The organism is Paenibacillus swuensis, from assembly GCF_001644605.1.
Lineage (GTDB): Bacteria > Bacillota > Bacilli > Paenibacillales > DY6 > Paenibacillus_N > Paenibacillus_N swuensis.
The window spans coordinates 3125188-3150454 of sequence record NZ_CP011388.1; the positions used below are offsets into that span (position 1 = coordinate 3125188).

A 25267-nucleotide genomic window follows, 5' to 3' on the forward strand; every position below is an offset into this window, starting at 1 on the left:
TTTTACTAGCGGAAGGGCGGTGACGACGATATGCACATTTTGTCCGTGGGATTGAATTATAAGACAGCTCCTGTTGCGGTCAGAGAGAAGTTTGCTTTCTCTGATGAGGATTTGCCAAGAGCCTTGCAACAATTGAAAGAAACCAAGAGCATTCTGGAATGTGTCATCGTCGCCACATGCAACCGTACGGAAATATACGCAGTGGTTGACCGTTTGCATATGTGCGGGCATTTTATTCGCAGTTTTATCGAACAGTGGTTCGGCATTCCTGTATCGGACTTTAATAAACATCTTTACATCTATGAAGATGACTTGGCATTGGAGCATTTGTTCCGGGTAACGAGCGGTTTGGACTCCATGGTCATCGGTGAAACTCAGATTCTGGGTCAAGTGAGAACCGCATTTTTAACGGCTCAACGCGAGAAAGCGACAGGCACCCTATTTAATATGGTGTTTAAACAAGCGATCACTATGGCCAAGAGGGCTCATTCCGAAACATCCATTGGGGAAAGCGCGGTTTCTGTGAGCTACGCCGCAGTAGAGTTGGGCAAACGGATTTTTGGGCAATTCAACAACAAGACAGTCATGATCGTCGGTGCGGGCAAGATGAGCGAGCTGACAGGCAAGCATCTGTACGCGAACGGGGCAAGTAAGGTAATTGTCGCGAACCGCACGTATGACAGAGCCGCGCAATTGGCTGATAAGTTTAACGGCGTGGCTTGCTCCCTGGCTGAAGTTCCCGGTTTTCTCGCCGAGGTGGATATTATCATCTCGTCCACAGGTTCGGCAGGTTATGTGCTGACAAGGGAACAGGTTGCGGAAGCGATGCGCAAGCGGAAGTCCAAGACGCTCTTTATGATTGATATTGCGGTTCCGCGTGATCTTGACCCGCTAATAAACGAAGTAGCCAATGTGTTCCTATATGATATTGATGATCTGCAAGGCATTGTGGAAACGAACATGGATTTGCGCAGGAAAGAGGCCGCCAAGATTGAGGGTATGATTGTCTCAGAGATCGAAGCTTATCATCAGTGGTTTAAGATGTTAGGGGTAAGCCCCGTGATCCGGGCGCTGCAAGAGAAATCCGCATCCATCCATGAAGAGACTATGGACAGCTTGCTGAAGAAGTTGCCTGACCTGGATGAACGTGAGATCAAAGTCATTCGTAAGCTTACGAAGAGCATCGTGAACCAGATGATGCATGATCCGATCAATCGTGTGAAAGAGATGGCCGGCGGTAAGCACGGGAATGAAGCTATCGAGATGTTCACGCATATCTTTGCTCTGGAAGAACAACTCGTCAAGCTCCAAGAGGATTCGAAGCCTCAACCGAAAGCTGTGTCGCCGGTAGTAAAGGAAACATCTTCAGAGCATAACTTAACCTCCGCACCCACGCCGTTCACCTATGCGGTTATAACCCCGTAAGAATGCCCCGATCACTCGGGGCAGCTCTTTAGGGGATTATTTATTATCGGGACCGTTTTACGTAAGGGACGAAAGGAGACACTCATGGCAAGCAACAGTTGGATTTACGATGCCATTATTTATATTTATGCTTTAAGCTTGTTGTTTTTCTTCTCCGACTTTGCAAGACAGAACCGAAGCGCCAAACGCATGGGTGCGGGTTTATTAATTTTTGTTTGGGTGCTCCAAACGATCTTTTTCATAATAAGAATGATTGAACATCGCTACATGCCGGTACTCACCCTCTTTGAAGTGCTCTTCTTTTTCTCATGGCTGCTGGTGACGGTGTCTCTCGTGATGAGTCGGTTTTTCCGAATGGATTTCATTGTTTTCTTCGTAAATGTCATTGGATTTGCTATTCTTACATTAAATATATTCAGTAATCTGGAGAGCAGGGCACCGAGAACGCATGGCAATGTGGTGGATGAGTTGCTGATTGTGCACAGTTCACTTGCGATTTTGTCGTATGCCGTGTTTACCATCTCAGCCATTTTTGCCGGGATGTACTTATTTCTTCATTTTCAGTTAAAAAGCAAACAATGGTCCATGACCGTTCGCCGGTTTCCCAGTCTGGAAACAATTGATTATTTCACCAATATGAGCGCTGTGGTAGGTACGCCGCTGTTAATTATGGCGCTGACCCTAGGCATTATGCGAATTATGATATTGGGGGACTGGTCTTTATTGCTTGATATGAAAGTATGGACCTCCATATTCGTCCTGGCGGCTTACAGTTACTATCTCTGGCAGAGAGCTTCGGCAAACCGCGCCGGCGACCAGTTGGCATTGTGGAATTTGGCTGCATTCGGTATCATTATAGTAAATTTCGCAATTAATTATGTTTCCGGATTTCATCATTGGGACGGTGCTTAGCGATGGCCAAGGACACTTACTTTCCGATTTGTTTACGAATGAAGGGCCGCTTGTGTACAGTCGTTGGCGGAGGTTCTGTAGCGGAACGCAAAATACGTTCATTAATGGATACGGATGCGCGTATTAAGGTGATTGCGCCAAGATGGACCCCAGCGATCACGAAGTGGATCGATGAGGGCCTAGTTCTGGGTGAATCCAGAGTTTACCGGGACGGTGACTTGAAAGGAAGCTTTATCGTATATGCTTCAACAGATGTTCCATCGGTGAATGAACAGGTATGCCTGGAGGCTGAACAAGAAGGCATGATGTTTAATCGTTCCGATCAAGCGGATACGGGGGATTGGGTGGACCCGGCCGTTGTGCGCCGAGGCCAGCTTGCTATAACCGTTTCTACCGGCGGGGCAAGCCCGGGGATGGCGAAGGCCATACAATGCGAGCTCCAACAAGAATATGGCCCTGAATTCGAAGAGGCGCTGGATTGGTTAGCCGGACTTCGCGTTACCTTAAAGGAAACTTTGGCGGATCCGCGAGACAGGCAACGGATTCTTAAGGAACTCTGGACAGAAGACACGATTGATCAGATTCGTAACGGCGAACTTCACAAACTGAAGCAGAAAATAGCCGTTGCATTAGAACCAGGGGGGAAATGAATATGCGTACGATCGTTGTTGGATCACGTCAAAGCGCCTTGGCGCTCACACAAACGAATCAAGTTATAGATCATTTACAAAACTTGTGTACGGCGCGAGGGCTATCCGTGAACTTCGAGGTGAAGAAAATTGTGACCAAAGGGGATCAAATCCTGGATGTGACGTTATCCAAAGTAGGCGGGAAGGGTTTGTTCGTGAAAGAAATAGAACAGGCATTACTGGATCGTCATATTGATATGGCGGTGCACTCTATGAAGGATATGCCCTGGGAGTTGCCGGAGGGCTTGATTAACGGCGCGATCCCGAAGCGGGTGGATCCCAGGGATTGTATTATCTCTAAAGGAAATCTCAAGTTAAACGAGCTGCCGCAAGGAGCGAAGGTTGGAACAAGTTCACTGCGGCGAGCTTCCCAGCTGCAGCAATATCGTCCGGATCTGAACATTGAGCCCATTCGAGGCAATATCGATTCCCGTATCAAAAAGCTGGATACGGAAGGTTTTGACGCGATTGTGCTGGCAGCGGCAGGATTGTATCGTATGGGCTGGGAGGACAAGATCAGCGAATACCTGACGGTTGAAGTGTGCTTACCCGCCGTCGGACAGGGTTCCCTGGGTATTGAATGCAGAGGCGATGACATGCCGATGCTTGAAATTCTCAGTATGTTGAATGACCCTTATACCGAATTGACCGTTAAAGCCGAACGCGCCTTCCTGCGCGAACTGAACGGGGGCTGTCAAGTGCCGATCGGAGCCTATGCCGTATTGGTCGACGGGGAAGAGGGACACGGCATACAATTGACTGGTTATGTAGCCACACCTGACGGATCTGAACAGATTAAAGAGACATTGACGGGAACCGATCCTGTCGCCTTAGGAAAAGAATTAGCGGAGCGCTGCAAAGTCAAAGGCGCGGATCGTATATTGTCGCAAGTTAGGGGATGAGGCGTCATGAAGAGGGGAAAAGTCTACTTAGTCGGTGCGGGGCCGGGAGATCCTAAATTAATCACGTTGCGGGGTTTAGAATGTATTCAGCGGGCGGATGTTGTCGTCTATGATCGGTTGGCCAGTCCGCGTTTGCTTCGGCATATGAAACCGGGCGCGGAGAAAGTGTACGTGGGTAAATTGCCGGATCGACACACCATGAAGCAAGAGGACATTAATCAGTTGCTTGCGGACATCGCTTTAACAGGAAAGACGGTTACCCGATTAAAAGGCGGGGATCCCAGTATCTTCGGACGTGTTGCGGAAGAAGCGGAATTGCTGGTGGATAACGGGATCGAATTCGAAATTATCCCCGGAATCACCTCCGCCATTGCAGTGCCTACTTATGCCGGCATTCCGGTGACCCACAGGGAAATCGCTTCTTCATTATCCATTATCACCGGACACGAGAATCCGGAAAAGCTGGATCAGAATATAGACTGGGCTAAGTTGACGAACGCCACAGGGACTTTGATTTTCCTGATGGGCGTGGCGAAAATAGGCTATATCAGCGAACAGCTGATACGCTATGGCCGTTCGCCCCAAACGCCCGTCGCTCTGATCCGTTGGGGTACGCGCGTGGAACAGCGTACACTGACGGGCACGCTCGAGACGATTGCCGAACTCGTGAGGCAAGCGAACTTCCAGCCGCCGGCGGTCATCGTCGTCGGCGAGGTTGTGCTGCAGCGGGACAAGCTGCAGTGGTATGAGAAGAAGCCGCTGTTCGGCAAGCGGGTGCTCGTCACCCGCGCCCGCAGCCAGGCGAGCGAGCTCGCGGACCGGATTGATGAACTCGGCGGCGAGGCCGTCGAGTTTCCGGTTATCCGCGTCGAGCCCGTTCGCGAAGCCGCCAAGCTGGCGCAGCTCCGCGCCGCTCTGGCGCAGCTCGACACCTACGATTGGCTCGTGTTCACGAGCCCGAACGGCGTCGAGCATTTCTTCCGCAGCCTGCGCGAAGCGGCTGCGGACATCCGGGCCATCCGCCGCGACGCGAAGATCGTGGCGGTCGGCCCGAAAACGGCCGAGGCGCTCGCGGAGCGCGGCTTGGCCGTGCATGCGCTGCCCGCGGCCGATTATCGGGCCGAGGGCGTGCTTGACGCGATCCGGCCGGAGCTTGCGGCCGGACAGCGGGTGTTGCTGCCGCGCGGGGACCTGGCGCGGGCTTGGCTGCCGGCCGAGCTGACTCAGCTTGGCCTGGCGGTGACGGAAGTCGACGTCTACGAGACGGTGCCGTCGGGGGAAGATGCGGCGGAGATCGCGGAGCTGCTCCGGAACAAAGACGTACATATCGTCACTTTTACGAGCTCGTCGACGGTCACCCATCTGCTGGACTTGCTGAAGCAGGCTGGGGAGGCGGATCCGCATAACCTGCTCCAAGATATAACGGTAGTCTGCATCGGACCGCTTACAGCGGAAACCGCGCTGAAAGCGGGTATTCAAGTACATTTAACAGCTAAGGAAGCAACCATCGATTCACTTGTGGATTCGCTTGTGAACACGGCGGTTAGTGTTTAATTTCACTATGAGCTTTTGGACAACACACAAGGAGGATGGTTATGAGTTTCCCCATCACTAGACTGCGCCGTTTGCGCGGCAATGCAGGTATTCGTAATCTTGTTCGCGAAACGCGTCTAAGCGTTAACGATCTTATATATCCGTTATTCGTTACTACGGGGACTGGGGTGAAAGAAGAGATCCCTTCAATGCCGGGAGTTTATCATCTGTCTCTGGATTTATTGGAAGAGGAGGTTCGTGAAGTTTCCGCCTTGGGCATCCAAGCGATCCTGCTCTTCGGTGTTCCGGATACGAAGGATGAAGCGGGCTCATCCGCCTACGCGGAAGAAGGCATTGTGCAACAGGCAACGCGTCTCATTAAACGTGTAACACCAGACATGCTGGTTGTTGCTGACACTTGTCTGTGCCAATTCACTTCCACCGGACACTGCGGTGTCGTCCATTATGACGAAGCTTGCGGCACGGCGGAAATTCTGAATGACGAATCGCTTGCCCTCCTGGTCAAGACAGCGGTGTCCCAAGCGGAGGCTGGGGCGGATATCATCGCGCCTTCCAATATGATGGACGGCTATGTCGCAGCCATCCGCAGCGGATTGGACGAAGCCGGGTTTACGAATACGCCGATTATGGCGTACTCTGTGAAATACGCTTCAGCCTTCTACGGTCCTTTCCGGGATGCTGCGCACTCCACACCACAATTCGGCGATCGCAAGACCTATCAGATGGACCCGGCTAACGGACGCGAGGCCCTGCGCGAAGCGGAATCCGATGTGCTTGAAGGCGCGGATCTGTTAATGGTGAAGCCGGCTCTGGCTTATATGGATATCATTCGCGCCCTCAAGGAGAACTTTGATTTACCGGTTGTGGCTTACAATGTGAGCGCGGAATATTCCATGGTAAAAGCGGCGGCCGCGAACGGCTGGGTCGACGAGAGAGCGATTGTGCTGGAAACCTTAACCGGATTTAAGCGCGCTGGCGCGGATATTATCATCACTTATTACGCCAAAGATGTTGCAGCCTGGCTGCGTGAGAATTAATCGTCATTCCCGTTTATAATAGAAATACTTGAACTACACCGGGCGCCTTCAGGGGCGCCTCTGTTGTAAGTTGTAGTACCCGTTCAATTTCCAATTCTAATAGACAGGTTGTGTATGTAATGAAGCAGAACAATTCAGTTCGTCAAGACGCTCGTTCCAGAGCCGCATTCGAGGAAGCCAAGAGCTACATCCCCGGAGGTGTCAACAGCCCCGTTCGCGCCTTTAAATCTGTGGGCTTAACACCGGTCTACATGGAACGCGGCGAAGGTGCCCGAGTATATGATATTGACGGAAACTCTTATATTGATTATGTGGCTTCCTGGGGGCCACTGATTATGGGGCACGCCCATCCCGAGGTTGTGGAAGCGCTGAAGAGAACGGCTGAGAAAGGTACGTCCTTCGGGGCGCCGACGGAGATGGAAACGGTGATGGCGAAGCTGGTTTGCGAGCGCGTTCCGTCGATCGAGATTGTCCGTATGGTCAATTCGGGAACGGAAGCGACGATGAGCGCTCTGCGTTTGGCCCGCGGCTACACGAAGCGGAACAAAATCCTGAAGTTTGAAGGTTCCTACCACGGCCACGCTGACGCGTTGTTGATTAAAGCGGGCTCTGGTGTTGCCACGTTAGGATTGCCCGACAGCCCCGGTGTTCCGGAAAGCGTTGCGGTAAACACGATTACGGTGCCTTATAACGATTTGGCTTCCGTTGAAACCGCCTTCGAACGTTACGGCGAAGAAATCGCCTGCATCATTGTCGAACCGATTGCCGGGAACATGGGCGTTGTGCCTCCGCAGCCCGGATTTTTGCAAGGTTTGCGCGATGTAACGATGAAGTACGGGGCATTGCTGATCTTCGATGAGGTGATGACGGGGTTCCGGGTTCATCTGAACTGCGCGCAGGGCTTATACGGCGTAACGCCTGATCTAACTTGTTTAGGCAAGGTAATCGGAGGAGGGTTGCCGGTAGGCGCGTACGGCGGCAGACGCGAGATTATGGAGCAGATCGCGCCAAGCGGGCCGATTTATCAAGCAGGAACCTTGTCCGGGAATCCGCTTGCGATGGCGGCGGGATACCATACGCTGCGTTTACTTGGGGAACCGGGTGTCTACGAGCGGTTGGAGCAATTATCCTCGCGTTTAGCGGACGGGTTTATGCGGAACAGCGCGGAACGGGGAATCGAGTCTACGTTGAATCGTGTCGGTTCAATGGTATGTCCGTTCTTTACGGCGACCGAGGTGGTCAATTATGATACCGCGAAAACTTCGGATCTGAACCGGTTCAAAACCTATTTCGGTCAAATGCTAGATCTGGGCGTCAGCGTCGCCCCTTCCCAGTTTGAAGGGATGTTTGTTTCCGCCGTGCATACGGAAGAAGATATCGACCGGACGATTGAAGCGCATCGCACCGCGCTCCAAGGACTGTGATCCCTGTTGATTCAACCGGCCAACCTGAAGATAAAGGGTCGCAAACCACGGTTTCGTCCAGTCTGAAGGGGTCCGGTGCTCAGCGCAAAGGCGAATGGCTCGAGCTTGGCATCACCGCGGCTGATCTTCAAGATTTGGAGACGGCCGGCATCACCGACTTCGTCAGCCGTCTCCTGCGCACGCCGCCGGCGTTCGCGCGCAAACTGCAAGCTTCCGGCGGCCTGCAGCAGAGCGGCGACAAGCTGCGGCTGCGTTTGTTCGGGGCGGAGCCTGCAGGCTTCGCGCCGGAGTGGATGGACCTCCCCGTGCTGTATGAAGATGACTATGTGCTAGTCATTCTCAAACCAGCCGGGCTTAAAGTCCATCCCACCGACGGTGAACCCGGCACGTTGGCGCACGGCGTCGCCTCCTACTTCGAATGCACCGGCCAAGCTTGCGCTGTGCGTCACGTCCATCGTCTGGACGAATGGACGAGCGGGCCGGTGCTTTACGCCAAGGGCGCGCTTGCCCTCGCGCGCCTCGATGATGCGATGCGGCGCAAGGCGATCGGCCGCATCTATGTGGCGCTGGCCGCCGGCGAGCTGTCACCGCCGGCGGGCCGCGTGGATCTGCCGATCGGGCGGGATCGGCATCACAAGCAGCGGCGCAGAGTGTCGCCTGGGGGCGAGGAGGCCGTCACGTATTACGAGACGGTCTCCTCCGCCGGGGGCGCTTCACTCGTACGGCTGCGCCTCGAGACGGGACGCACGCATCAGATTCGCGTGCATATGAGTCATCTCGGGCATCCGCTGCTGGGGGACAGCCTATACGGAGGCAGTCTGCATCAAGGGATTACCCGGCAGGCGCTGCACGGGGAAAGACTGATCTTTCCACATCCGTTGACCGATGAAGAAATTGAAGTTGCAGCGCCGTGGCCAGAGGATTTCTTGGCCGCATGCGCCAAACTCCAACTAAAAATGTAGTCATGCTCCTTTCCCTTCGGCCATATATATAGACGGAAAGCATTTTGGATTCTCAAGACGAGCAGCCAACGATTTTCCGATGGTTGAAGGGAGGATTTGTATAGTGACGGAGCATAACGGGTTAAGATTTGATATTTATGAACGCGTTCATCTGGCTGAAGAAGGCATTGGCATTGCTGAATTGGAAGAAGCCGAGCTGCTGCCCTATATTGAGGTGTATTCCAACGGAGAGCAAGCCGTGCTCAGAGGCAGCTTGTTGCTTACCGGCAAATATCTGGGGGAAGACGAGTTCAGAAGCAGCGTAGAGCTTCAGCACTCCATCCCCGTGGAAATTTCCATTCCCATGACACGTGTCAGTCGGTTGGAAGATATCCAGGTGGAAATTGAAAACTTTGATATTGACGTGTTGTCCAACCGAAGCTTAAATGTCACAGGATTGCTTACACTGCGGGGTGTACAGCTGGTAACGGAAACGGTGGAATCCCGCTGGGACGAGGAAGAAATCGTCGCCGTGCACCAAACGGAAGATGTGCGTGAGCTTTACAACCCTCGCAATTATCCGCTGGATGCTGAACCTTCCATCTCCGCAGCGGAGTACTATGAACAACTCAATCAACAAACACAAGGTGAACGTCCTCTGTACCCATGGGAAACGGAATCCAGAGAAAACGAGTCTCAAGGGGAGAGCACACCGTACACGGGTACCGCCAGCTATAATACGTTGTTATCTGAGCCTGTTTCGGAAGACTATAATGCCGTTTCCGATCCGGAAGCTTATGCTTATGACGCGGGGCAGCGTACGGAACAAGAGGTTTATTATTCGGCTGAGGCTCAGGTTCAGGCTGAAGAGGAGCCGAACTATAATTCCTACGAGCAGGCGGGTTACGCCGCTTCCTATGGACAACAAGAGCAGCAAGAGTCCGCTTATTCCTATGATGACTCCTCCTATGATCGCAACCAAGAAAACTATGTTGCCGAAGAATACAAGGAGCCTAAGCTGGCTTTCGGCGTGAAACGTGATCAGGAAGTTGATCCAAGCGCCCCTGCACCATACGGATTGCAGAATCTGATACATACGTCTGCGCCCAGAGATGCCGATGCCGGGGAAGAGGAAACGGAAGCCTATGAGAGCGCGGCGTATATCGGCGGTTCATCTGGAGATGAATTGCAGTGGAAGAATTTATTTTTGGCCAATGCAACCGAAGAAACTTCTTTCCGTAAGCTTAGAATGTGTATCGTTCAGAGGGAAGAGACCATCAGTACCATTGCTGAACGATATAACTTGAACCCGCGGGAAATTGCGCTTTACAATCGCTTGGACGATCAGACGGTGTCCGCAGGGCAAGTGCTGTACATTCCGCGCTGACCATAATAAAAAAGCCTCCCCGCCGAAATCGGACTGAAAACCGATGACGTGCAAGGAGGCTTATATTTTGCCCGTGATTAGTACATGTCGAGCAGAAAGCCCAGATAGGCCAGAAACAAACCAAACAGCAACACGATGTCAAACCCCGTCGGAAACAGCAATGTGCGCACGAATTGAACACAGATAACCGGAAATAAAACCCCTTTAACTTGATAACGGATTCTCCACCACCAACGTTCCACCGCGAAACCTCCTCATTCTCTATCCGTTCTTTCTGTCATCTTATGAAATACGCCCGGCAAATGTCCCTGTACCCTCAGTTTATGAAGAAGATAAGCTCGCTTATGACTCCGTTTGGACTTACAAAAGATTGACTCCTCCTTCAAGAATGAGTATTATAGGGATAATAAATGTCTATACTGAGTTCTAATAAGGAATGACGTTGATCGGGAGGAGTACGCAGCCAACCCTGCAGAGAGCGAAACCATTTGCTGAGAGGTTTCGCAGGATGTAATTGCGGAAAGTCGCCCGGGAGTTGCTGGATCTGTACAGATCAGCCGGTTGCAGCCGTTATCTGTTGAGTGCCGTGTGCGGAGCTATGGGTTTAAACCGAGCTGAACATTCACACGGAACAAAGGTGGTACCACGGAAGCTAAACCTTTCGTCCTTTGGGGCGAAGGGTTTTTTTGTTGTTTAAATCGATATTGTGGAGGAAACAGTCATGTCAGAACCAACCGAAACGAAACAAACAGGCTCCATGCCGACCACTTATGATCCCAAAGCCGCCGAAGCGAAATGGTACGCTTATTGGAACGAACATGGTTTCTTTAAAGCCGGAGAGCGCAAAGACGCGGAAACGTACACCATCGTTATACCGCCTCCCAATGTTACGGGTATGCTTCATATCGGCCACGCTTTGGACTTTACATTGCAGGATATCCTGATTCGCACGAAACGCATGCAAGGCTATGACGCCCTATGGCTGCCGGGTACCGATCACGCGGGGATTGCCACACAAACACGTGTGGAAGCGAAGCTGCGGGAAGAGCAGGGGCTGACCCGTTATGATTTGGGCCGGGAGAAATTTCTTGAGCAAGTGTGGGACTGGAAAGATCAATACGCGAACACGATACGGGATCAATGGGCCAAAATGGGCTTGTCGCTGGACTACAGCCGCGAGCGATTCACGTTGGATGAAGGCTTATCCAAGGCGGTTCGCGTTGTATTCAAAAAGTTGTACGATAAAGGCCTGATTTACCGCGGTAACTATATTATTAACTGGGATCCGGCAGCGCGTACGGCCTTGTCGGATATCGAGGTTGAATATAAAGAAGTTCAGGGCAATCTCTATCATTTGCAGTATCCGTTAAAAGACGGCGGAGGATATATCACGGTGGCTACCACGCGTCCGGAGACGATGCTTGGCGACACCGCGGTCGCGGTGCATCCTGAAGACGAGCGCTACAAGCACTTGATCGGTTCCATGCTCGTACTGCCCATTATTGGCCGTGAAATCCCGATTATCGCCGATGATTACGTGGAGAAAGAGTTCGGCAGCGGCGCGGTGAAAATTACACCGGCTCATGATCCGAATGACTTTGAGATGGGTTTGCGTCATAACCTGCCGCAGATTCTTGTCATGGACGAATCCGGCACGATGAACGCGAATGCAGGCAAGTATCAGGGAATGGACCGCGCGGATTGCCGCAAGGCTATTGTCGAGGATATGAAAGCCTCTGGCGTATTGGTGAAGATCGAGGAGCATGTGCATCAAGTCGGTCACAGCGAACGCAGCGGTGCGGTGGTAGAGCCGTATTTGTCCACGCAATGGTTTGTGAAGATGAAACCGTTGGCGGAACGCGCGATTGAAGCGCAGAAATCCGGAAAAGGCGTGCAATTCGTTCCGGACCGTTTCGAGAAAATTTATTTACATTGGATTGAGAATGTAAGAGACTGGTGTATTTCGCGTCAGCTTTGGTGGGGACACCGGATTCCTGCTTGGTATTGCCAGACTTGCGGCGAACCGACCGTATCCGATGAGGAAGCGACTTCCTGTTCGCATTGCGGTTCCTCGGATTTGCGCCAGGATAACGATGTGCTGGATACATGGTTCAGTTCCGCGCTTTGGCCCTTCTCCACGTTGGGCTGGCCTGACGATGCCGAAGATCTCAAGCGTTATTATCCGACAGGCGTATTGGTTACGGGTTATGATATTATCTACTTCTGGGTAGCCCGGATGATTTTCACAGCATTGGAATTCACGGATGAAATTCCGTTTAAAGATGTGTTGATCCATGGATTGGTACGCGATTCCGAAGGACGCAAGATGTCCAAATCACTTGGAAACGGCGTGGATCCGCTCGATGTGATTGAGCAGTACGGCGCTGACGCCATGCGCTTTATGATTTCAACAGGCAGCACGCCTGGTCAAGATCTGCGCTTCCGCTTCGAGAAAGTGGAGCAGGCGCGTAATTTTGCCAATAAGATCTGGAATGCTTCCCGCTTTGCCCTCATGAATTTGGAAGGCGTAACGGCAACGGATATTGATATTTCCGGAGAGCTGGGGACAGCCGACCGCTGGATTCTGCATCGCTTGAATGAAACGGCTCGGGATATTACGCGCCTGATCGATTCGTACGAGTTTGGCGAAACCGGCCGGATTCTGTACAACTTTATCTGGGACGATCTGTGCGACTGGTATATTGAGTTCGCGAAGCTTTCCCTTTATGGCGAAGACGCTGCGGCGAAGAAACAAACGCAATCCGTTCTCGCTTACGTTTTGGATCATACCCAGCGTATGATTCACCCGTTCATGCCGTTTATTTCGGAAGAGATCTGGCAGCATCTGCCGCATGAGGGTGAGACGATTACCCTGGCCGCCTGGCCGCAATATGACGCATCCAAAGAAGCTCCGGACGCCGTGAAAGAAATGGAACTGCTTATGGATATTATTCGCTCCGTTCGTAACATCCGTGCGGAAGTTAACGTGCCGATGAGCAAAAAGATTGAGTTGATGGTGAAGGCGGCGGATGCCGATACCCTCGCTATTTTGCGCAGGAATGAAATGTATTTGACCCGTTTCTGTAATACGTCAGCGCTTGAGGTGGACACCGATGTGGCCGCGCCTGACAAAGCCATGACTACCATCGTGACCGGTGCGGAACTGTTCTTGCCTTTGGCCGGACTGATCGATATTACTCAAGAGATTGCGCGGTTGGAGAAGGAAGCGGCTACGCTCACTTCTGAAGTGGAACGTGTGGATAAGAAGCTTTCCAATCAAGGTTTCGTGGCCAAAGCGCCTGCGCATGTAATCGAAGAAGAGAAGGCGAAACAGAAGGATTATGCGGATAAACGGGATAAAGTAATGGCTCGGATCGCTGAACTGCGCGGGTAACGAACTCCATAGTTAAAGGATGAACTACATGACTAAATCCGGCGAAATCATGCCGCTTCAAACCTATAGAGAAGCTGTAGAGTGGATTAACGGGCTGATTCCTTTCGGGATTAAGCCCGGATTACAACGTATGGAAGTATTTATGGAGAAGCTGGGCCATCCGGAACGGAGGCTCAAGTTCATCCATGTCGCAGGTACGAACGGCAAAGGCTCTACCTGTGCTTATTTGGAACGGGTTTTGCGTCAAGCCGGATATGATACAGGGATGTTTACTTCTCCCTATATGGAGAAGTTTACGAACCGGTTGAAATTTAACGGTGAGGATATTCCTGAGGATGTCCTGCTAACCTTAACCAATCGGCTGAAACCCATCGCTTTGGAGATTGAGGAAAGCGAGTTGGGATCTCCCACAATGTTTGAAGTGACCACCGCGCTCGCCATTGCTTATTACGGTACCGTGTCTTTTCCGGATTGGGTTGTCTGGGAAGCCGGTCTCGGGGGACGCTTGGATTGTACGAACATTGTCAATCCTGTTGTTTCCGTGATTACCAATGTCGGCCACGACCATATGGATGTGTTGGGGGATACGCTTGCTGAAATTGCTTCGGAAAAAGCGGGCATCATTAAACCCGGTGTACCCGTAGTTACGGGCGCCGATCAACCGGAAGTGCTCCAGGTCATTCTTGAAAAGGCGAGAGAACGCCGGAGCTCCGCGTATGTTTTGGGAGATCAGTTTTCATTTGTGTCGAAAGCGGTTAAAGAGAACGAGCAGCACTTTGATTTCCAGGGACCTTTCCGCCCGTTGAAAGATATCGCCATTGCCATGAACGGCAGACATCAGATGGTGAATGCCACCGTTGCACTGATGACACTGGAAGTATTGCGGCAGTATTCGGCTGTCCTTTTGGAAGATGAAGATGTCCTGGCGGGTTTTGGAGCCACCGGCTGGCCGGGAAGGCTGGAAATGGTAGCAAGCGAACCTCGTATTCTTCTAGACGGAGCTCATAATCCTGAGGGTGCGGCGACGCTTGCGGAGGCTTTAACGACGGTTTATTCTTATCGCAAATTGAATTTAATGGTAGGTATGCTTTCTACCAAGAATCATTTGGGATATTTGAAGCATATACTACCCATAGCGGATAATCTTATCCTTACCGAACCGGATTTTCGAAAAAAGATGGATGCGGCTGAGCTTCTTCGATTGGCGGAAACATTGCAGCGAGACATGAACAGAGAGATCCCGATCGTGGTAGAGCCCGACTGGCGTAAGGCGTTGGATCTTCTGAAAGACATGACGGAACAGGAAGATCTGGCGGTTGTTTCAGGAACGTTATATCTGATTTCAGATGTGCGCTCCTGGATTTTATATCATTCCGATTCGGAAAAAGGTTGGTGAGACAGATTTGAATACAGCGGAACATGTACATTTTATCGGAATCGGCGGCTACGGCATGAGCGCGATCGCGAGAGTCATGCTGGAAATGGGATACCGGGTCACCGGCTCCGATGTCGCACAGCAAGAGTTGACGGACAAACTGGCGGCCAAGGGCGCGCAAATTTATATCGGTCATGAAGCGGGCAACGTGCAGGGAGCTAACCTGGTTGTTTATTCCACGGCTCTGACCAAAGATAATGTAGAGATTATGGAAGCGGAAAAACTGAATATTCCTGTGATTCACCGTTCTCAGATGCTCGCCCGCTTAATGAATGTTCGCAAGGGCGTAGCCGTGGCGGGAGCACACGGGAAAACTACTACTTCCTCCATGATTGCTCTGGTCATGGAGTTATGCGGAACCGACCCGACGTATATTATCGGGGGAGAAATTATGAATGTCGGCAACAATGCCAAAGCAGGTAAAGGGGATTATGTGGTGGCGGAGGCCGATGAGAGCGACGGCTCTTTTCTGCAATATCATTCTACCCTTGCCGTAGTGACGAATATTGAACCGGATCATCTGGAGAACTATGATGGCAATTATGAAAATCTAAAAGCCGCTTACGTGAAGTTTCTGAGTCAGGTTAAGGATGACGGTAAAGCGGTCATCTGTCTGGATGATGCGGATTTAGCGGAGATGAAGCCGAAGCTGAACAGCGAGGTTGTGACTTACGGAATCCATTCCGAAGCCGATTACACAGCTCGCAATATTCGCTTGGGGGATCGTAAGGTGGCCTATGAGGTATATCACGGGGTGACGTTACTGGGAGAAGTGGAATTATCCGTTCCCGGAAAGCATAACGTTTACAATTCCCTGGCTACCATTATCGTATGTCTGGAAGCGGGAATTCCGTTTGCCCGTATAGCGGAGGCGATCAAGGAGTTCCGCGGCGCCAAACGTCGTTTTCAGGTGTTGGGCGAGGTGGACGGCATCCTCGTTATAGATGATTATGCGCATCACCCGACGGAAATTGAAGCGACGATATCTGCCGCTAAAGCTACCGGAAAACATATCATTGCTGTGTTCCAGCCTCAGCGTTACACGAGAACATTCTTCTTGCTGGATCAATTCAGCCGGGCGTTTCATGAAGCGGATGAAGTCATCATCACGGATATTTATTCGCCGGCGGGGGAGAAGCAGATTGAAGGCGTGAATTCGCAGAAGCTGGTGGAATTGATTATACAGAACAGCAATGCCAACACAACGTACTTACCGACCAAAGAAGAGGTGCAAACGCTCTTGTTGAACCGTGTGAAGAGCGGCGATCTTGTCATCACGATGGGTGCCGGAGATATTTGGAAGGCAGCCGACGGATTGGCTAAAGGATTGCGCGCCCGGGTCTAGAAATTTATTGTTGATCCCGGTTTGATGTGATACAATTCTTCCACATATGAAAGTGGCATAGCATGCCCTGAATTCTCTCTTAAGAGGGAGGATTTGGGGCTTTTTGGTATTGTTTTTAAATTAGAATGAGATAGGGGGATATTCTTGGGGTTTACGGAGGAGCACGAGCGATGGTTGCAGCAACATTTGGCAAGCAGGACCGGTGAGCGCAAAGATCGTCTGAAGCGTGGGCATGCGCATGGGGAACGATTGTTTTGTGAGAAGGTGTGGTGGCCTTTAGTTGGCACATTGGAGTACTTGCACCCAGAATATGAAGTGGCGGATTGGAGAGGGCGGCCGTATTTTGTGGATTTTGTATGGAAGAGAGGCTATGTGAATGTGGGACTGGAGATCAAATCATTTGGGACGCATGTGCAACATAGGGATCGGTCCGGTTTTCGCAAAGAAAATAATCGGGAATTGTACATTAGAGGACGGGGGGTGGAAGTACTATCGGTATCCTATGATGAAATTGTAGAGAATCCTTCATTGGTTATGTCTTTATTACAGCCCATATTTGCACCGTTGATGCATAGAAAAGAATCGGAAAAACCATTTACTCGAAATGAACGAGACACCTTACGGCTTGCTGTGCGGCAGGGTGGTTTCATTCGTCCAGTCGATGTGATGAATGAGCTGGAATTGGGACGCAAGAGCGTAGTGCTCATCATACAAAGTTTGTGCGAACAAGGTAAGTTATCCCCAGTGAACAACGGTGCTCGTACAACCAAATATGAATTGAACTGGTCAGAGATGGACTCGTGGAGAATTTAGTGTGCCTGGGGAAATTAAATCAGCGGAAAAGGGTGGATGGGTAGAAAATAGTGTGCCCAGGGACATTAATCTGGCGGATATAGGTGGCAGGGGAGCGAATAGAGTGCCTAGGGGCATTAAACTGACGGATATAGGTTGTAGGAGAGCGAATAGTGTGCCTAGGATCATTAAATCGGCGGATGTGGGTGGATGGGGATCGAATAGAGTGCCTAGGGACATTAAATCGGCGGATGTGGGTGTATGATGATCGAATAGAGTGCCTAGGGACATTAAATCGGCGGATGTGGGTGTATGATGATCGAATAGTGCGCCCAGGGACTTTAAATCAGCTGAAATGGGTGGATGGGTAGAAATTAGTGTGCCCAGGGACATTAAATCATCGGATGGTTTTGGGGGTAAAGATTGGTACTGAATGTAGAGCGAATGGTGTCCCTTGCTAAAATTTTGTCCGCATCTATCATATTTGCCCGCATTGTCTCATAGATTTGTTAATAGACTATGGACAAGGGAGCGGATCCATGTGAACAAAGCGAGAATAACGTACAGATTTGACCGTCCGGAAAAACCAACCGGTGCTCATTCACATAAAGATGACAAGGGCAACATTCAGGGGAAAGTGATTCCGTTGACAGTGGAGGAGGTGTCCGTCACGGAAACGGTCACTCCTGCGGCAAGAGATAATGAGCACTCACCTTCTCCTGACCCAACGGAGCCAAGCGATACCATCGTGTTCAATCCTGCTCCTGTCGCCAAACAAACCAAGGAGAAGAAGGAGAACCAAGCGAACAATGAATTAAAGCCAAAGAGGGAAGCAACACTGACCTCCATACCGGACAAGTCTCCAACCTATGCCGATACCCAACCGCTCAATCAATTTACAACGGATTATGGTGCCTGGAATAGTCCCTTTACGGAAGAAACATATCGTTTAGAAAGAATGATCCGGGAGTCAGATCGAACCGCGTATGCCGGAACGCAAGGTTCCAAGGCCTCAAGGAGCAACCTGGATTCAGAAACAGGGTACTATGTGGAAGAAACCTCAATGGACCGGGAATATCATAGACCGATTATTGACGAACGTCCGATACGTCCTTCCGCCGCTTTTCGTACCCGCGGTTCCGAGGGCATTTCTTGGTTCAAAATTTTCGGCTCTGTTACAGCCGCCATCGCAACCGGCGCGTTGTTCGGTTATGTGGTACTTTCACTTTTTAACCCGGACTCAAACATGAATTTGCTAAACCCGATGAACAGCTTTGGAAACGCGGCAACGCAGAAGAACGATAATACGAACACGACTACACAGAACCCAGCGGCCAACAACATAAGTGGTGCCAATAAACCTACAGAGGCAACGGCAGGTACTTTGGAAGCAGCTTGGCCAGCCAGAACCTATTACGTGCTGCAGAACGGCGTGTTCAGCACTCTGGAGGGAGCGGAAACCGCTAAGGAGGACTTGAAACAGAAAGGCTATGCTGCCGCTTGGGAAGCGGGTAGTCAATATACGGTCTTTGTTGGGATGACGGACACTCAGGAACAAGCCAAAAGTCTTGGCGAACAGTTAAAACAAGATGGTCTGGAGGTCTATGCCAAGGCGTTCGAATTGCCTGCGGTATCACGAATTCACTGGCAAGGCGGTGAGTCGGAGGCTCCGGGGCTCTATGCCGAACAAAGCAGCAAGCTTGCCGGTCAGCTTGCGCAATGGACACAAGCCCATTTGCAGGATGCGGCACCGGCTTCACTAACCGATGGCGAATGGTCCGCCCTTAAGCAATCCCATGAAACCTGGACGAAATTAGCATCCGAAGCTTCGGAAGGACTTCCCGAAGCGGGACGAAAGTTGATGGGACAAATGAATCAATCCATGAACAATGCGGTCATGGCTATGGAGCAATATCGCAAACAAACATCAACTTCGTATTTATGGCAGGCGCAAAGCGCGCTCCTACAGTTTATAATGACAGAGAAGGAATGGCTGCTAGCGATATCAGCAGATCCTTCATAAGCGGTTAGAGCGAGGAATTATACTAACAGTCTTCATACTGCGAGGACTGACAACCGACCCGTTGTCAGTCTTTCTGCCGTGATTACAAATAAATCCAAGTGTGCGTTGTGCACGGCGTCGATAAGGGCTTATAATAATAGGTAATCCACAAGCGCGGAGGAATTCGGACGATGAAGAAGAATACGTTGACGTTAATCATTTTTATTCTATTAGGATTATTGCTAGGTTCGATTGCGGCGCATGTGTTGTCCGGCGTGAAACAGTTATCTTTTTTGACCGAATCCACAATGATTTCATGGCAACCCCGCGCGAATCTAGATGTAATTAGTTATGATCTCAAGTTACAGGTTAAACTAAGCGTGATGAGCATCTTGGGTTTAGTTGCATCCATCTGGATTTACCGCAAGTTGTAGTGAACAGGCAGATTACTAAACTTCCAACATTTGCTGTTGTTGGTTTAGGTCGAATACCGATATAGTAGCATTAGGTTTTAAGTCCTGCTTTCATCTCATCTCATCTGGTTATTAAGCATCAGGAGGACAAGCCGTTGACAAATGTACAACATCATCTTATTTTGGCTTCATCTTCACCACGCAGACAGGAATTGATCCGGACACTGGGTATTCCTTATTCCATCAGGGTCAGCAACGCGGATGAAACGACAGCTCCGGGAATGCTTCCGCAAGCGATTGTTGAATCTTTATCCTTATGTAAAGCACAGACGGTACTAGATTTGCTGACACATGAAGAACGCTCGGACAAGCACATTATCGGCTCGGATACCATCGTTGTGTTGGATGGTGAGGTGTTAGGCAAACCCCGGAATGAACGGGATGCGCATAGGATGTTAACTCGGCTGCAAGGCCGGGTGCATGAAGTATACAGCGGTGTTGCTGTTATTCAAGCTTCCGATGGCAAGTACGAGGTCGCTCATAACATGACGCGAGTTACGATGAAGCCGTTGGACGCGGCTGCCATAGATCGTTACATCGCTACCGGAGAGCCGATGGATAAGGCAGGTTCCTATGCGATTCAAGGGATCGGAGCGACGATGGTTACCTCTATTGAAGGGGACTACTTCAACGTGGTGGGTTTGCCGTTATCGCTTTTATCGGATTTGCTTGCTAAATTTGGCATACGTGTGTTGTAATTTGCCGGAACATGTTTAATTACATTAAGACAAAGGCAGGGATAGCTGTTGATGGAGTCGCCCAATTTAACGTTGCGCGATGTCCCGAATGAGGAACGACCCAGAGAACGCATGCAGCAATTTGGGGCTTCTGCACTAAGTAACGCCGAATTACTTGCTATTCTACTCAGAACTGGTACAATAGCTGAATCTGCGGTCCGTTTGGCCCAGAGATTGTTGCAAGAAACCGGCGGTCTTCGGCCGTTGGTCGAGATGAGAACGGAAGAACTCATGAAGTTTAAAGGCATTGGAAGCGCCAAGGCCATTCAGATTCAGGCAGGCATTGAGCTGGGTCGTAGAATGGGTCGAACACAGCTACCCGAGACGGTAACCGTCCGTTCCCCGGAAGATGCTGCGAACTATTGTATGGAGGATCTGCGTTATCTGCAGAAAGAACACTTTGTTGTGTTATTCCTTAATACCAAGAATCACATCATAGGGCAAGAGACGCTGTCCATGGGAAGTCTGAATGCTTCCATTGTTCATCCGCGGGAAGTGTTTCGCGCGGCGATCCAGCGCAGCTCGGCCTCGTTAATTTGCGTACATAACCATCCGAGCGGAGATCCGACTCCAAGTCCGGAAGATATCGCCATGACGCGTCGTCTGATTGAAGCCGGTGAAATCGTCGGCATAGACGTTTTGGATCACATCATTATCGGAGATTTGAGGTACGTAAGTTTGAAGCAGCAGGGCTTGTTGTAATATAATGAAAATTGATTGCAAGATTGAAGGGAGCTACATACACAATGTTTGGTGGTTTTACAAAAGATTTAGGGATTGACCTGGGAACAGCGAACACGCTGGTATATGTGAAAGGTAAAGGAATAGTCGTGAGAGAGCCCTCTGTGGTTGCCCTCCGTACAGATACAAAGACGATCGAGGCTGTGGGTGAATCCGCCAAGAAGATGATTGGCCGTACACCGGGCAATATCCGTGCCGTTCGCCCGATGAAAGACGGCGTTATTGCCGACTTTGAAACAACAGCAACGATGATTAAATATTTCATCAGACAAGCGCAGAAGCAGCGCTCCATATTTCCCCGTCATCCGGCGGTTATGGTTTGTGTGCCTTCCGGGATTACCGCGGTAGAGAAACGCGCGGTAGAAGATGCTACGAAGCAAGCGGGCGCGAAGGAAGCTTATACCATTGAAGAGCCGTTTGCTGCAGCCATCGGCGCGGATTTGCCGGTTTGGGAACCGACAGGCAGCATGGTAGTGGATATCGGCGGCGGTACAACAGAAGTAGCTGTCATCTCTTTAGGAGGCATTGTAACTTGCCGTTCGATCCGGATTGCCGGCGATGAGATGGATGAAGCCATCACACAGTATATTAAACGCATGTATAACCTCATGATCGGTGAAAGAACGGCAGAGCAATTGAAGATGGAAGTGGGCTCTGCAACAACTTCGGATAAGCCGGAAACGATGGAAATTCGAGGCCGTGATTTGGTTACGGGATTGCCTAAGACGTTGACCGTCACTTCCGATGAGGTCACGGATGCATTGCAAGATACAGTGAATGCCATCGTTGAAGCGGTTAAAGTCACGCTGGAGAAATGTCCTCCGGAGCTGGCTGCGGATATTATGGATCGCGGTATCGTGCTTACGGGCGGCGGAGCGTTGCTGCGTAACCTGGATAAGCTGCTTTCCAAAGAGACAGGCATGCCGGTAATTGTAGCCGACAATCCGCTAGATTGCGTGGCGATCGGAACGGGACGCGCGCTTGATAACATTCATTTATTCAAAACGAAATCCGGCGGCCGCTCCAAGCGCTAAGAAGCTCAAGCTTTGACGGCATGACAAGAACTCAGGATAGGTTGGAAGGTGTTCGTATTGATTAAGCTTTTTGGGAGTAAGAAACTAATTGTGTTTATGCTGGCTTTTATCTTCTTTATAGCCTTGATGGGTTTTACTTCTGCCAGAGTGTATAAATTCTCTTGGCCCGAAAAGTTTATGAAAGATTCCGTCTCCTTCACCCAAAGTTTATTTTATAAGCCCGCTAGCTCTATAGCGGGCTTCTTTGGGGAAATTCGGAACTTGCGGGTTATTTATGAAGAGAATAAGGTATTGAAAGCAACGACGGCTCAATACGCCAGAGACCGGGTTCGTCTGAATTATCTGGAAGATGAGAATAAGAGTTTGAAGTCAAACTTGAATTTCACAGAGCGGCAGAAGAATGCCAACAACTATACGTTCCGATATGCGGAAGCCACGGCGCAGAGTCCGGATCCTTTCAACAACAGCATCACCATTAACCTCGGCGAGAAGGACGGCATTGTAGCCAATATGGCGGTCATGACCGAGAAAGGTTTGGTCGGTCGCATCATCTCCACTTCGGCGTTCTATTCCAATGTACAGTTAATCAGTGATCTGAATGCGAAGGAAACGGCTACCAAAGCAATCGCGGCCACTACGATGGATAACGGAAAGCTGACCAATTCCTTTGGGATGATTGAAAGCTATGATGCCAAGACAGGAATGCTGCAAATGACGAAGATCCCGCCTGCCAATAAGCTGAAGAAAGGCGATATGGTGATTACTTCCGGAATCGGAGGCGTCTATCCGCGGGGAATCATTATAGGAACCGTCGATCGAGTAGGTGTAGGCGAGTTCGGTATCACCCATGTTGCGCAAGTGAAGCCCGCCGCGAACTTAAAGCAGCTGAAAGACGTGTTCATCGTGGAAGTACCGAAGTCATGAGGTGTTAAAGTAGCATGAGAAGAAATCTATCCATCATTTTACTGGTGCTGTTCGTATTGGAAGGGTCCATTTTCCCGTGGCTTATTCCGGGAAGTTGGCAAGACATGGTACGATTTGCGCCGCATTTGGCATTTGTCGTTATTATCTATATCGCAATCTTCCTAAATCGTTATTATGCTCTTACTTTTGGATTATTGTTCGGCGCCCTGCATGACATCATATATTACAATCATATGCTCGGAATTTATACGTTCTGCATGGGCGTTACCGCCTACATCGCCGGTTTCATGTTCCGTGGCGGGGTGAACGGCATTGCTCAGGCCATGATTATTATCATCTGGTTTAATTTCTTGCTGGATTCTATGATTTACGGCATATACATGTTATTCTCCAAGACTACGTTAGAGTACTCATGGGTATTCATGCATATGATCCTGCCAAGTCTGTTCATTAACGCTTTATTTGCCTTGATGATCTACATTCCATTGCGCAGATACCTTGAAGGCCGTTCCGTTTCGGGGATGGACGACGATGCGGCCTAAACCCTGTTATGTAACGAGTCCCTGCGGGGCTAATCGCTTGTTAAAGCAGGAGTTCTCTTGTCTGATGCAGAAATGGATAAGGTAGGGGGGCGTTTGTTGATTATGATTGCTTCAAAACATCTGGTTACGATTAAAGGGGTCAAGGACGGCCTCATCTTTCTTTTGAACGATGAATGTGAATTTTCTTCCTTGCTGGAAGAATTGAATCATAAATTGGAAAACACGCATCAAAAGTTTCTGTCGGGACCCATCATTCATGTTCATGTAAAATTGGGCAAGCGAGTGGTGGATGAAGAGCAGGAAACGTTAATTCGGGAGAGTATACGGCAACGGGGTAATTTGTTGATTCAATCCATTGAGTCAGACTTGCCTGAGAAGGAACGCGACCCGAGTGAACCGAGCAGAAGCTTGAAAATTATGTCGGGCATGGTACGGTCGGGTCAAAGTATTCATTATGACGGAAACTTAATGTATATGGGCGATATTAATCCCGGGGGAACGATTACGAGCACGGGCGATATCTATGTGATGGGTTCCCTGCGAGGATTGGCACATGCCGGAATCGCCGGGAACCGCAGAGCGGTAATCGCGGCCTCTTACTTGAAGCCCACCCAGCTTCGTATTGCCGAAATCATCAGCAGGCCTCCGGATGAATGGGAAGTATCGGATGCATCGATGGAGTTCGCCTATCTAAATGAACAAAAGATGGAGATTGACAAAATTGTTCACCTTGGACGGATTCGCCCGGACGCGGTGGAGTTTAAGGGAGAGTGAGAACATGGGAGAAGCAATCGTCATCACATCAGGCAAAGGCGGCGTAGGCAAAACAACAACGTCGGCCAATCTGGGTACCGCGTTGGCTTTGCTGGGCAAGAAAGTGTGTATGGTCGACACGGATATCGGCTTAAGGAATCTGGATGTGGTTATGGGTTTGGAAAACCGCATTATTTATGATCTTGTAGATGTGGCCGAAGGGCGTTGCAGGCTGAACCAAGCCTTGATTAAAGACAAGCGGTTTGATGAGCTTTACATGCTTCCTGCCGCGCAAACCAAAGATAAGCATGCGGTTAATCCTGAACAGGTAAGAGACATTATCCTGGAATTAAAGAAGGATTTTGAATATGTCATTATTGACTGCCCCGCGGGTATTGAGCAAGGTTTCAGAAATGCGGTTTCCGGAGCGGACAAAGCTATAGTGGTCACGACTCCTGAGAACGCGGCGGTCCGGGATGCCGATCGGATTATCGGCCTGCTGGAGCAAGAAGGAATCAAGTCGCCAAAGCTGATTATTAACCGGATTAAAGCGAACCTGCTTAAGAACGGGGATATGCTCGGCATTGATGAAATTTGCCAAGTGCTTGCGATTGATTTGATTGGTATTGTTCCGGATGATGAATTAGTTATTAAAGCTGCGAACACAGGTGAACCTACGGTAATGAATCCGGATTCCCGCGCAGCCATCGCCTATCGTAATATAGCACGCCGAATCCTTGGCGACACCGTACCGTTGATGCCCCTTGAGGACAAGCCCGGTATGCTGAAGAAAATGAAGAGATTTCTTGGAATGGGTTGATCTC

The 25267-nt window shown here is 50.3% G+C and carries 23 protein-coding genes and 1 other annotated feature; of the genes, 22 read left to right on the forward strand and 1 reads right to left on the reverse strand.

All coding sequences use genetic code 11. The features are described from left to right. The first annotated feature begins 30 nt into the window (after window positions 1–30). From hemA to SY83_RS13755, 9 genes are all read left to right on the forward strand, one after another. Window positions 31–1425, forward strand: coding sequence for a glutamyl-tRNA reductase (gene hemA / locus SY83_RS13715; protein WP_068607399.1), 1395 nt, complete (start codon window positions 31–33; stop codon window positions 1423–1425). A gap of 84 nt (window positions 1426–1509) precedes the next feature. Then, complete coding sequence (locus SY83_RS13720; protein WP_068607401.1) at window positions 1510–2337, forward strand: cytochrome C assembly family protein; 828 nt, start codon at window positions 1510–1512, stop codon at window positions 2335–2337. 38 nt (window positions 2338–2375) lie between these two features. After that, window positions 2376–2987, forward strand: coding sequence for a precorrin-2 dehydrogenase/sirohydrochlorin ferrochelatase family protein (locus SY83_RS13725; protein ID WP_197479858.1), 612 nt, complete (start codon window positions 2376–2378; stop codon window positions 2985–2987). 2 nt (window positions 2988–2989) lie between these two features. Further along, the gene (hemC, locus tag SY83_RS13730; RefSeq protein ID WP_068607404.1) at window positions 2990–3928 is read left to right on the forward strand and encodes a hydroxymethylbilane synthase; all 939 of its coding nucleotides are present in this window, start codon (window positions 2990–2992) and stop codon (window positions 3926–3928) included. Between the two features lie 6 nt (window positions 3929–3934). Then, window positions 3935–5482: a uroporphyrinogen-III C-methyltransferase gene (gene cobA / locus SY83_RS13735; RefSeq protein WP_068607406.1), complete on the forward strand. Its 1548-nt coding sequence runs from the start codon at window positions 3935–3937 to the stop codon at window positions 5480–5482. Between the two features lie 41 nt (window positions 5483–5523). Continuing rightward, window positions 5524–6519 (forward strand): porphobilinogen synthase, encoded by a 996-nt coding sequence (gene hemB, locus SY83_RS13740; RefSeq protein WP_068607408.1) that lies wholly within the window; start codon window positions 5524–5526, stop codon window positions 6517–6519. Between the two features lie 119 nt (window positions 6520–6638). Next, a complete protein-coding gene (gene hemL, locus SY83_RS13745) occupies window positions 6639–7943 on the forward strand; it encodes a glutamate-1-semialdehyde 2,1-aminomutase (RefSeq protein WP_068607410.1) in 1305 nt (434 codons plus the stop codon). After that, complete coding sequence (locus tag SY83_RS13750; RefSeq protein ID WP_331709940.1) at window positions 7940–8905, forward strand: RluA family pseudouridine synthase; 966 nt, start codon at window positions 7940–7942, stop codon at window positions 8903–8905. The genes hemL and SY83_RS13750 overlap by 4 nt, the downstream gene beginning before the upstream one ends. Before the next feature lie 103 nt (window positions 8906–9008). Further along, on the forward strand, window positions 9009–10271 hold the full coding sequence (locus SY83_RS13755; protein ID WP_068607412.1) for a LysM peptidoglycan-binding domain-containing protein: 1263 nt from the start codon (window positions 9009–9011) through the stop codon (window positions 10269–10271). A gap of 77 nt (window positions 10272–10348) precedes the next feature. On the opposite strand, the gene SY83_RS23340 is transcribed toward SY83_RS13755, so the two are convergent. Further along, window positions 10349–10513 carry a hypothetical protein gene (locus SY83_RS23340; RefSeq protein ID WP_197479859.1) on the reverse strand — a complete coding sequence of 55 codons (165 nt, stop codon included), beginning with the start codon at window positions 10511–10513 and terminating at the stop codon, window positions 10349–10351. Between the two features lie 191 nt (window positions 10514–10704). Then, window positions 10705–10943: a binding site (T-box leader), on the forward strand. Between the two features lie 49 nt (window positions 10944–10992). On the opposite strand from SY83_RS23340, the gene SY83_RS13760 reads away from it, so the two are divergent. The 13 genes from SY83_RS13760 (at window position 10993) to minD (ending at window position 25263) form a co-directional block, all read left to right on the forward strand. Then, window positions 10993–13665, forward strand: a complete 2673-nt coding sequence (locus SY83_RS13760; RefSeq protein WP_068607414.1) for a valine--tRNA ligase — start codon at window positions 10993–10995, stop codon at window positions 13663–13665. Window positions 13666–13684: 19 nt separating this feature from the next. Continuing rightward, window positions 13685–15061, forward strand: coding sequence for a bifunctional folylpolyglutamate synthase/dihydrofolate synthase (locus tag SY83_RS13765; protein ID WP_068607416.1), 1377 nt, complete (start codon window positions 13685–13687; stop codon window positions 15059–15061). A gap of 7 nt (window positions 15062–15068) precedes the next feature. Next, window positions 15069–16445, forward strand: coding sequence for a UDP-N-acetylmuramate--L-alanine ligase (gene murC / locus SY83_RS13770; protein ID WP_068607418.1), 1377 nt, complete (start codon window positions 15069–15071; stop codon window positions 16443–16445). Window positions 16446–16589: 144 nt separating this feature from the next. After that, window positions 16590–17258 carry a hypothetical protein gene (locus SY83_RS13775; RefSeq protein ID WP_068607421.1) on the forward strand — a complete coding sequence of 223 codons (669 nt, stop codon included), beginning with the start codon at window positions 16590–16592 and terminating at the stop codon, window positions 17256–17258. Window positions 17259–17778: 520 nt separating this feature from the next. Beyond that, window positions 17779–19260: an SPOR domain-containing protein gene (locus SY83_RS13785; protein ID WP_068607425.1), complete on the forward strand. Its 1482-nt coding sequence runs from the start codon at window positions 17779–17781 to the stop codon at window positions 19258–19260. Window positions 19261–19430: 170 nt separating this feature from the next. Beyond that, window positions 19431–19673 (forward strand): DUF4321 domain-containing protein, encoded by a 243-nt coding sequence (locus tag SY83_RS13790; protein WP_068607426.1) that lies wholly within the window; start codon window positions 19431–19433, stop codon window positions 19671–19673. 134 nt (window positions 19674–19807) lie between these two features. Further along, window positions 19808–20410 carry a Maf family protein gene (locus SY83_RS13795; RefSeq protein ID WP_068607429.1) on the forward strand — a complete coding sequence of 201 codons (603 nt, stop codon included), beginning with the start codon at window positions 19808–19810 and terminating at the stop codon, window positions 20408–20410. Window positions 20411–20461: 51 nt separating this feature from the next. Then, window positions 20462–21151 (forward strand): RadC family protein, encoded by a 690-nt coding sequence (radC, locus tag SY83_RS13800; RefSeq protein WP_068607431.1) that lies wholly within the window; start codon window positions 20462–20464, stop codon window positions 21149–21151. A gap of 44 nt (window positions 21152–21195) precedes the next feature. Next, window positions 21196–22224, forward strand: coding sequence for a rod shape-determining protein (locus SY83_RS13805; RefSeq protein ID WP_068607433.1), 1029 nt, complete (start codon window positions 21196–21198; stop codon window positions 22222–22224). Window positions 22225–22281: 57 nt separating this feature from the next. Continuing rightward, a complete protein-coding gene (mreC, locus tag SY83_RS13810) occupies window positions 22282–23148 on the forward strand; it encodes a rod shape-determining protein MreC (protein WP_231891254.1) in 867 nt (288 codons plus the stop codon). A gap of 14 nt (window positions 23149–23162) precedes the next feature. Further along, window positions 23163–23690, forward strand: coding sequence for a rod shape-determining protein MreD (gene mreD, locus SY83_RS13815; RefSeq protein WP_068607436.1), 528 nt, complete (start codon window positions 23163–23165; stop codon window positions 23688–23690). A 102-nt stretch (window positions 23691–23792) separates the two neighbouring features. After that, window positions 23793–24464, forward strand: coding sequence for a septum site-determining protein MinC (gene minC / locus SY83_RS13820; protein WP_068611103.1), 672 nt, complete (start codon window positions 23793–23795; stop codon window positions 24462–24464). Between the two features lie 4 nt (window positions 24465–24468). Further along, window positions 24469–25263, forward strand: coding sequence for a septum site-determining protein MinD (gene minD, locus SY83_RS13825; protein WP_068607438.1), 795 nt, complete (start codon window positions 24469–24471; stop codon window positions 25261–25263). The last annotated feature ends 4 nt before the right edge of the window (window positions 25264–25267 follow it).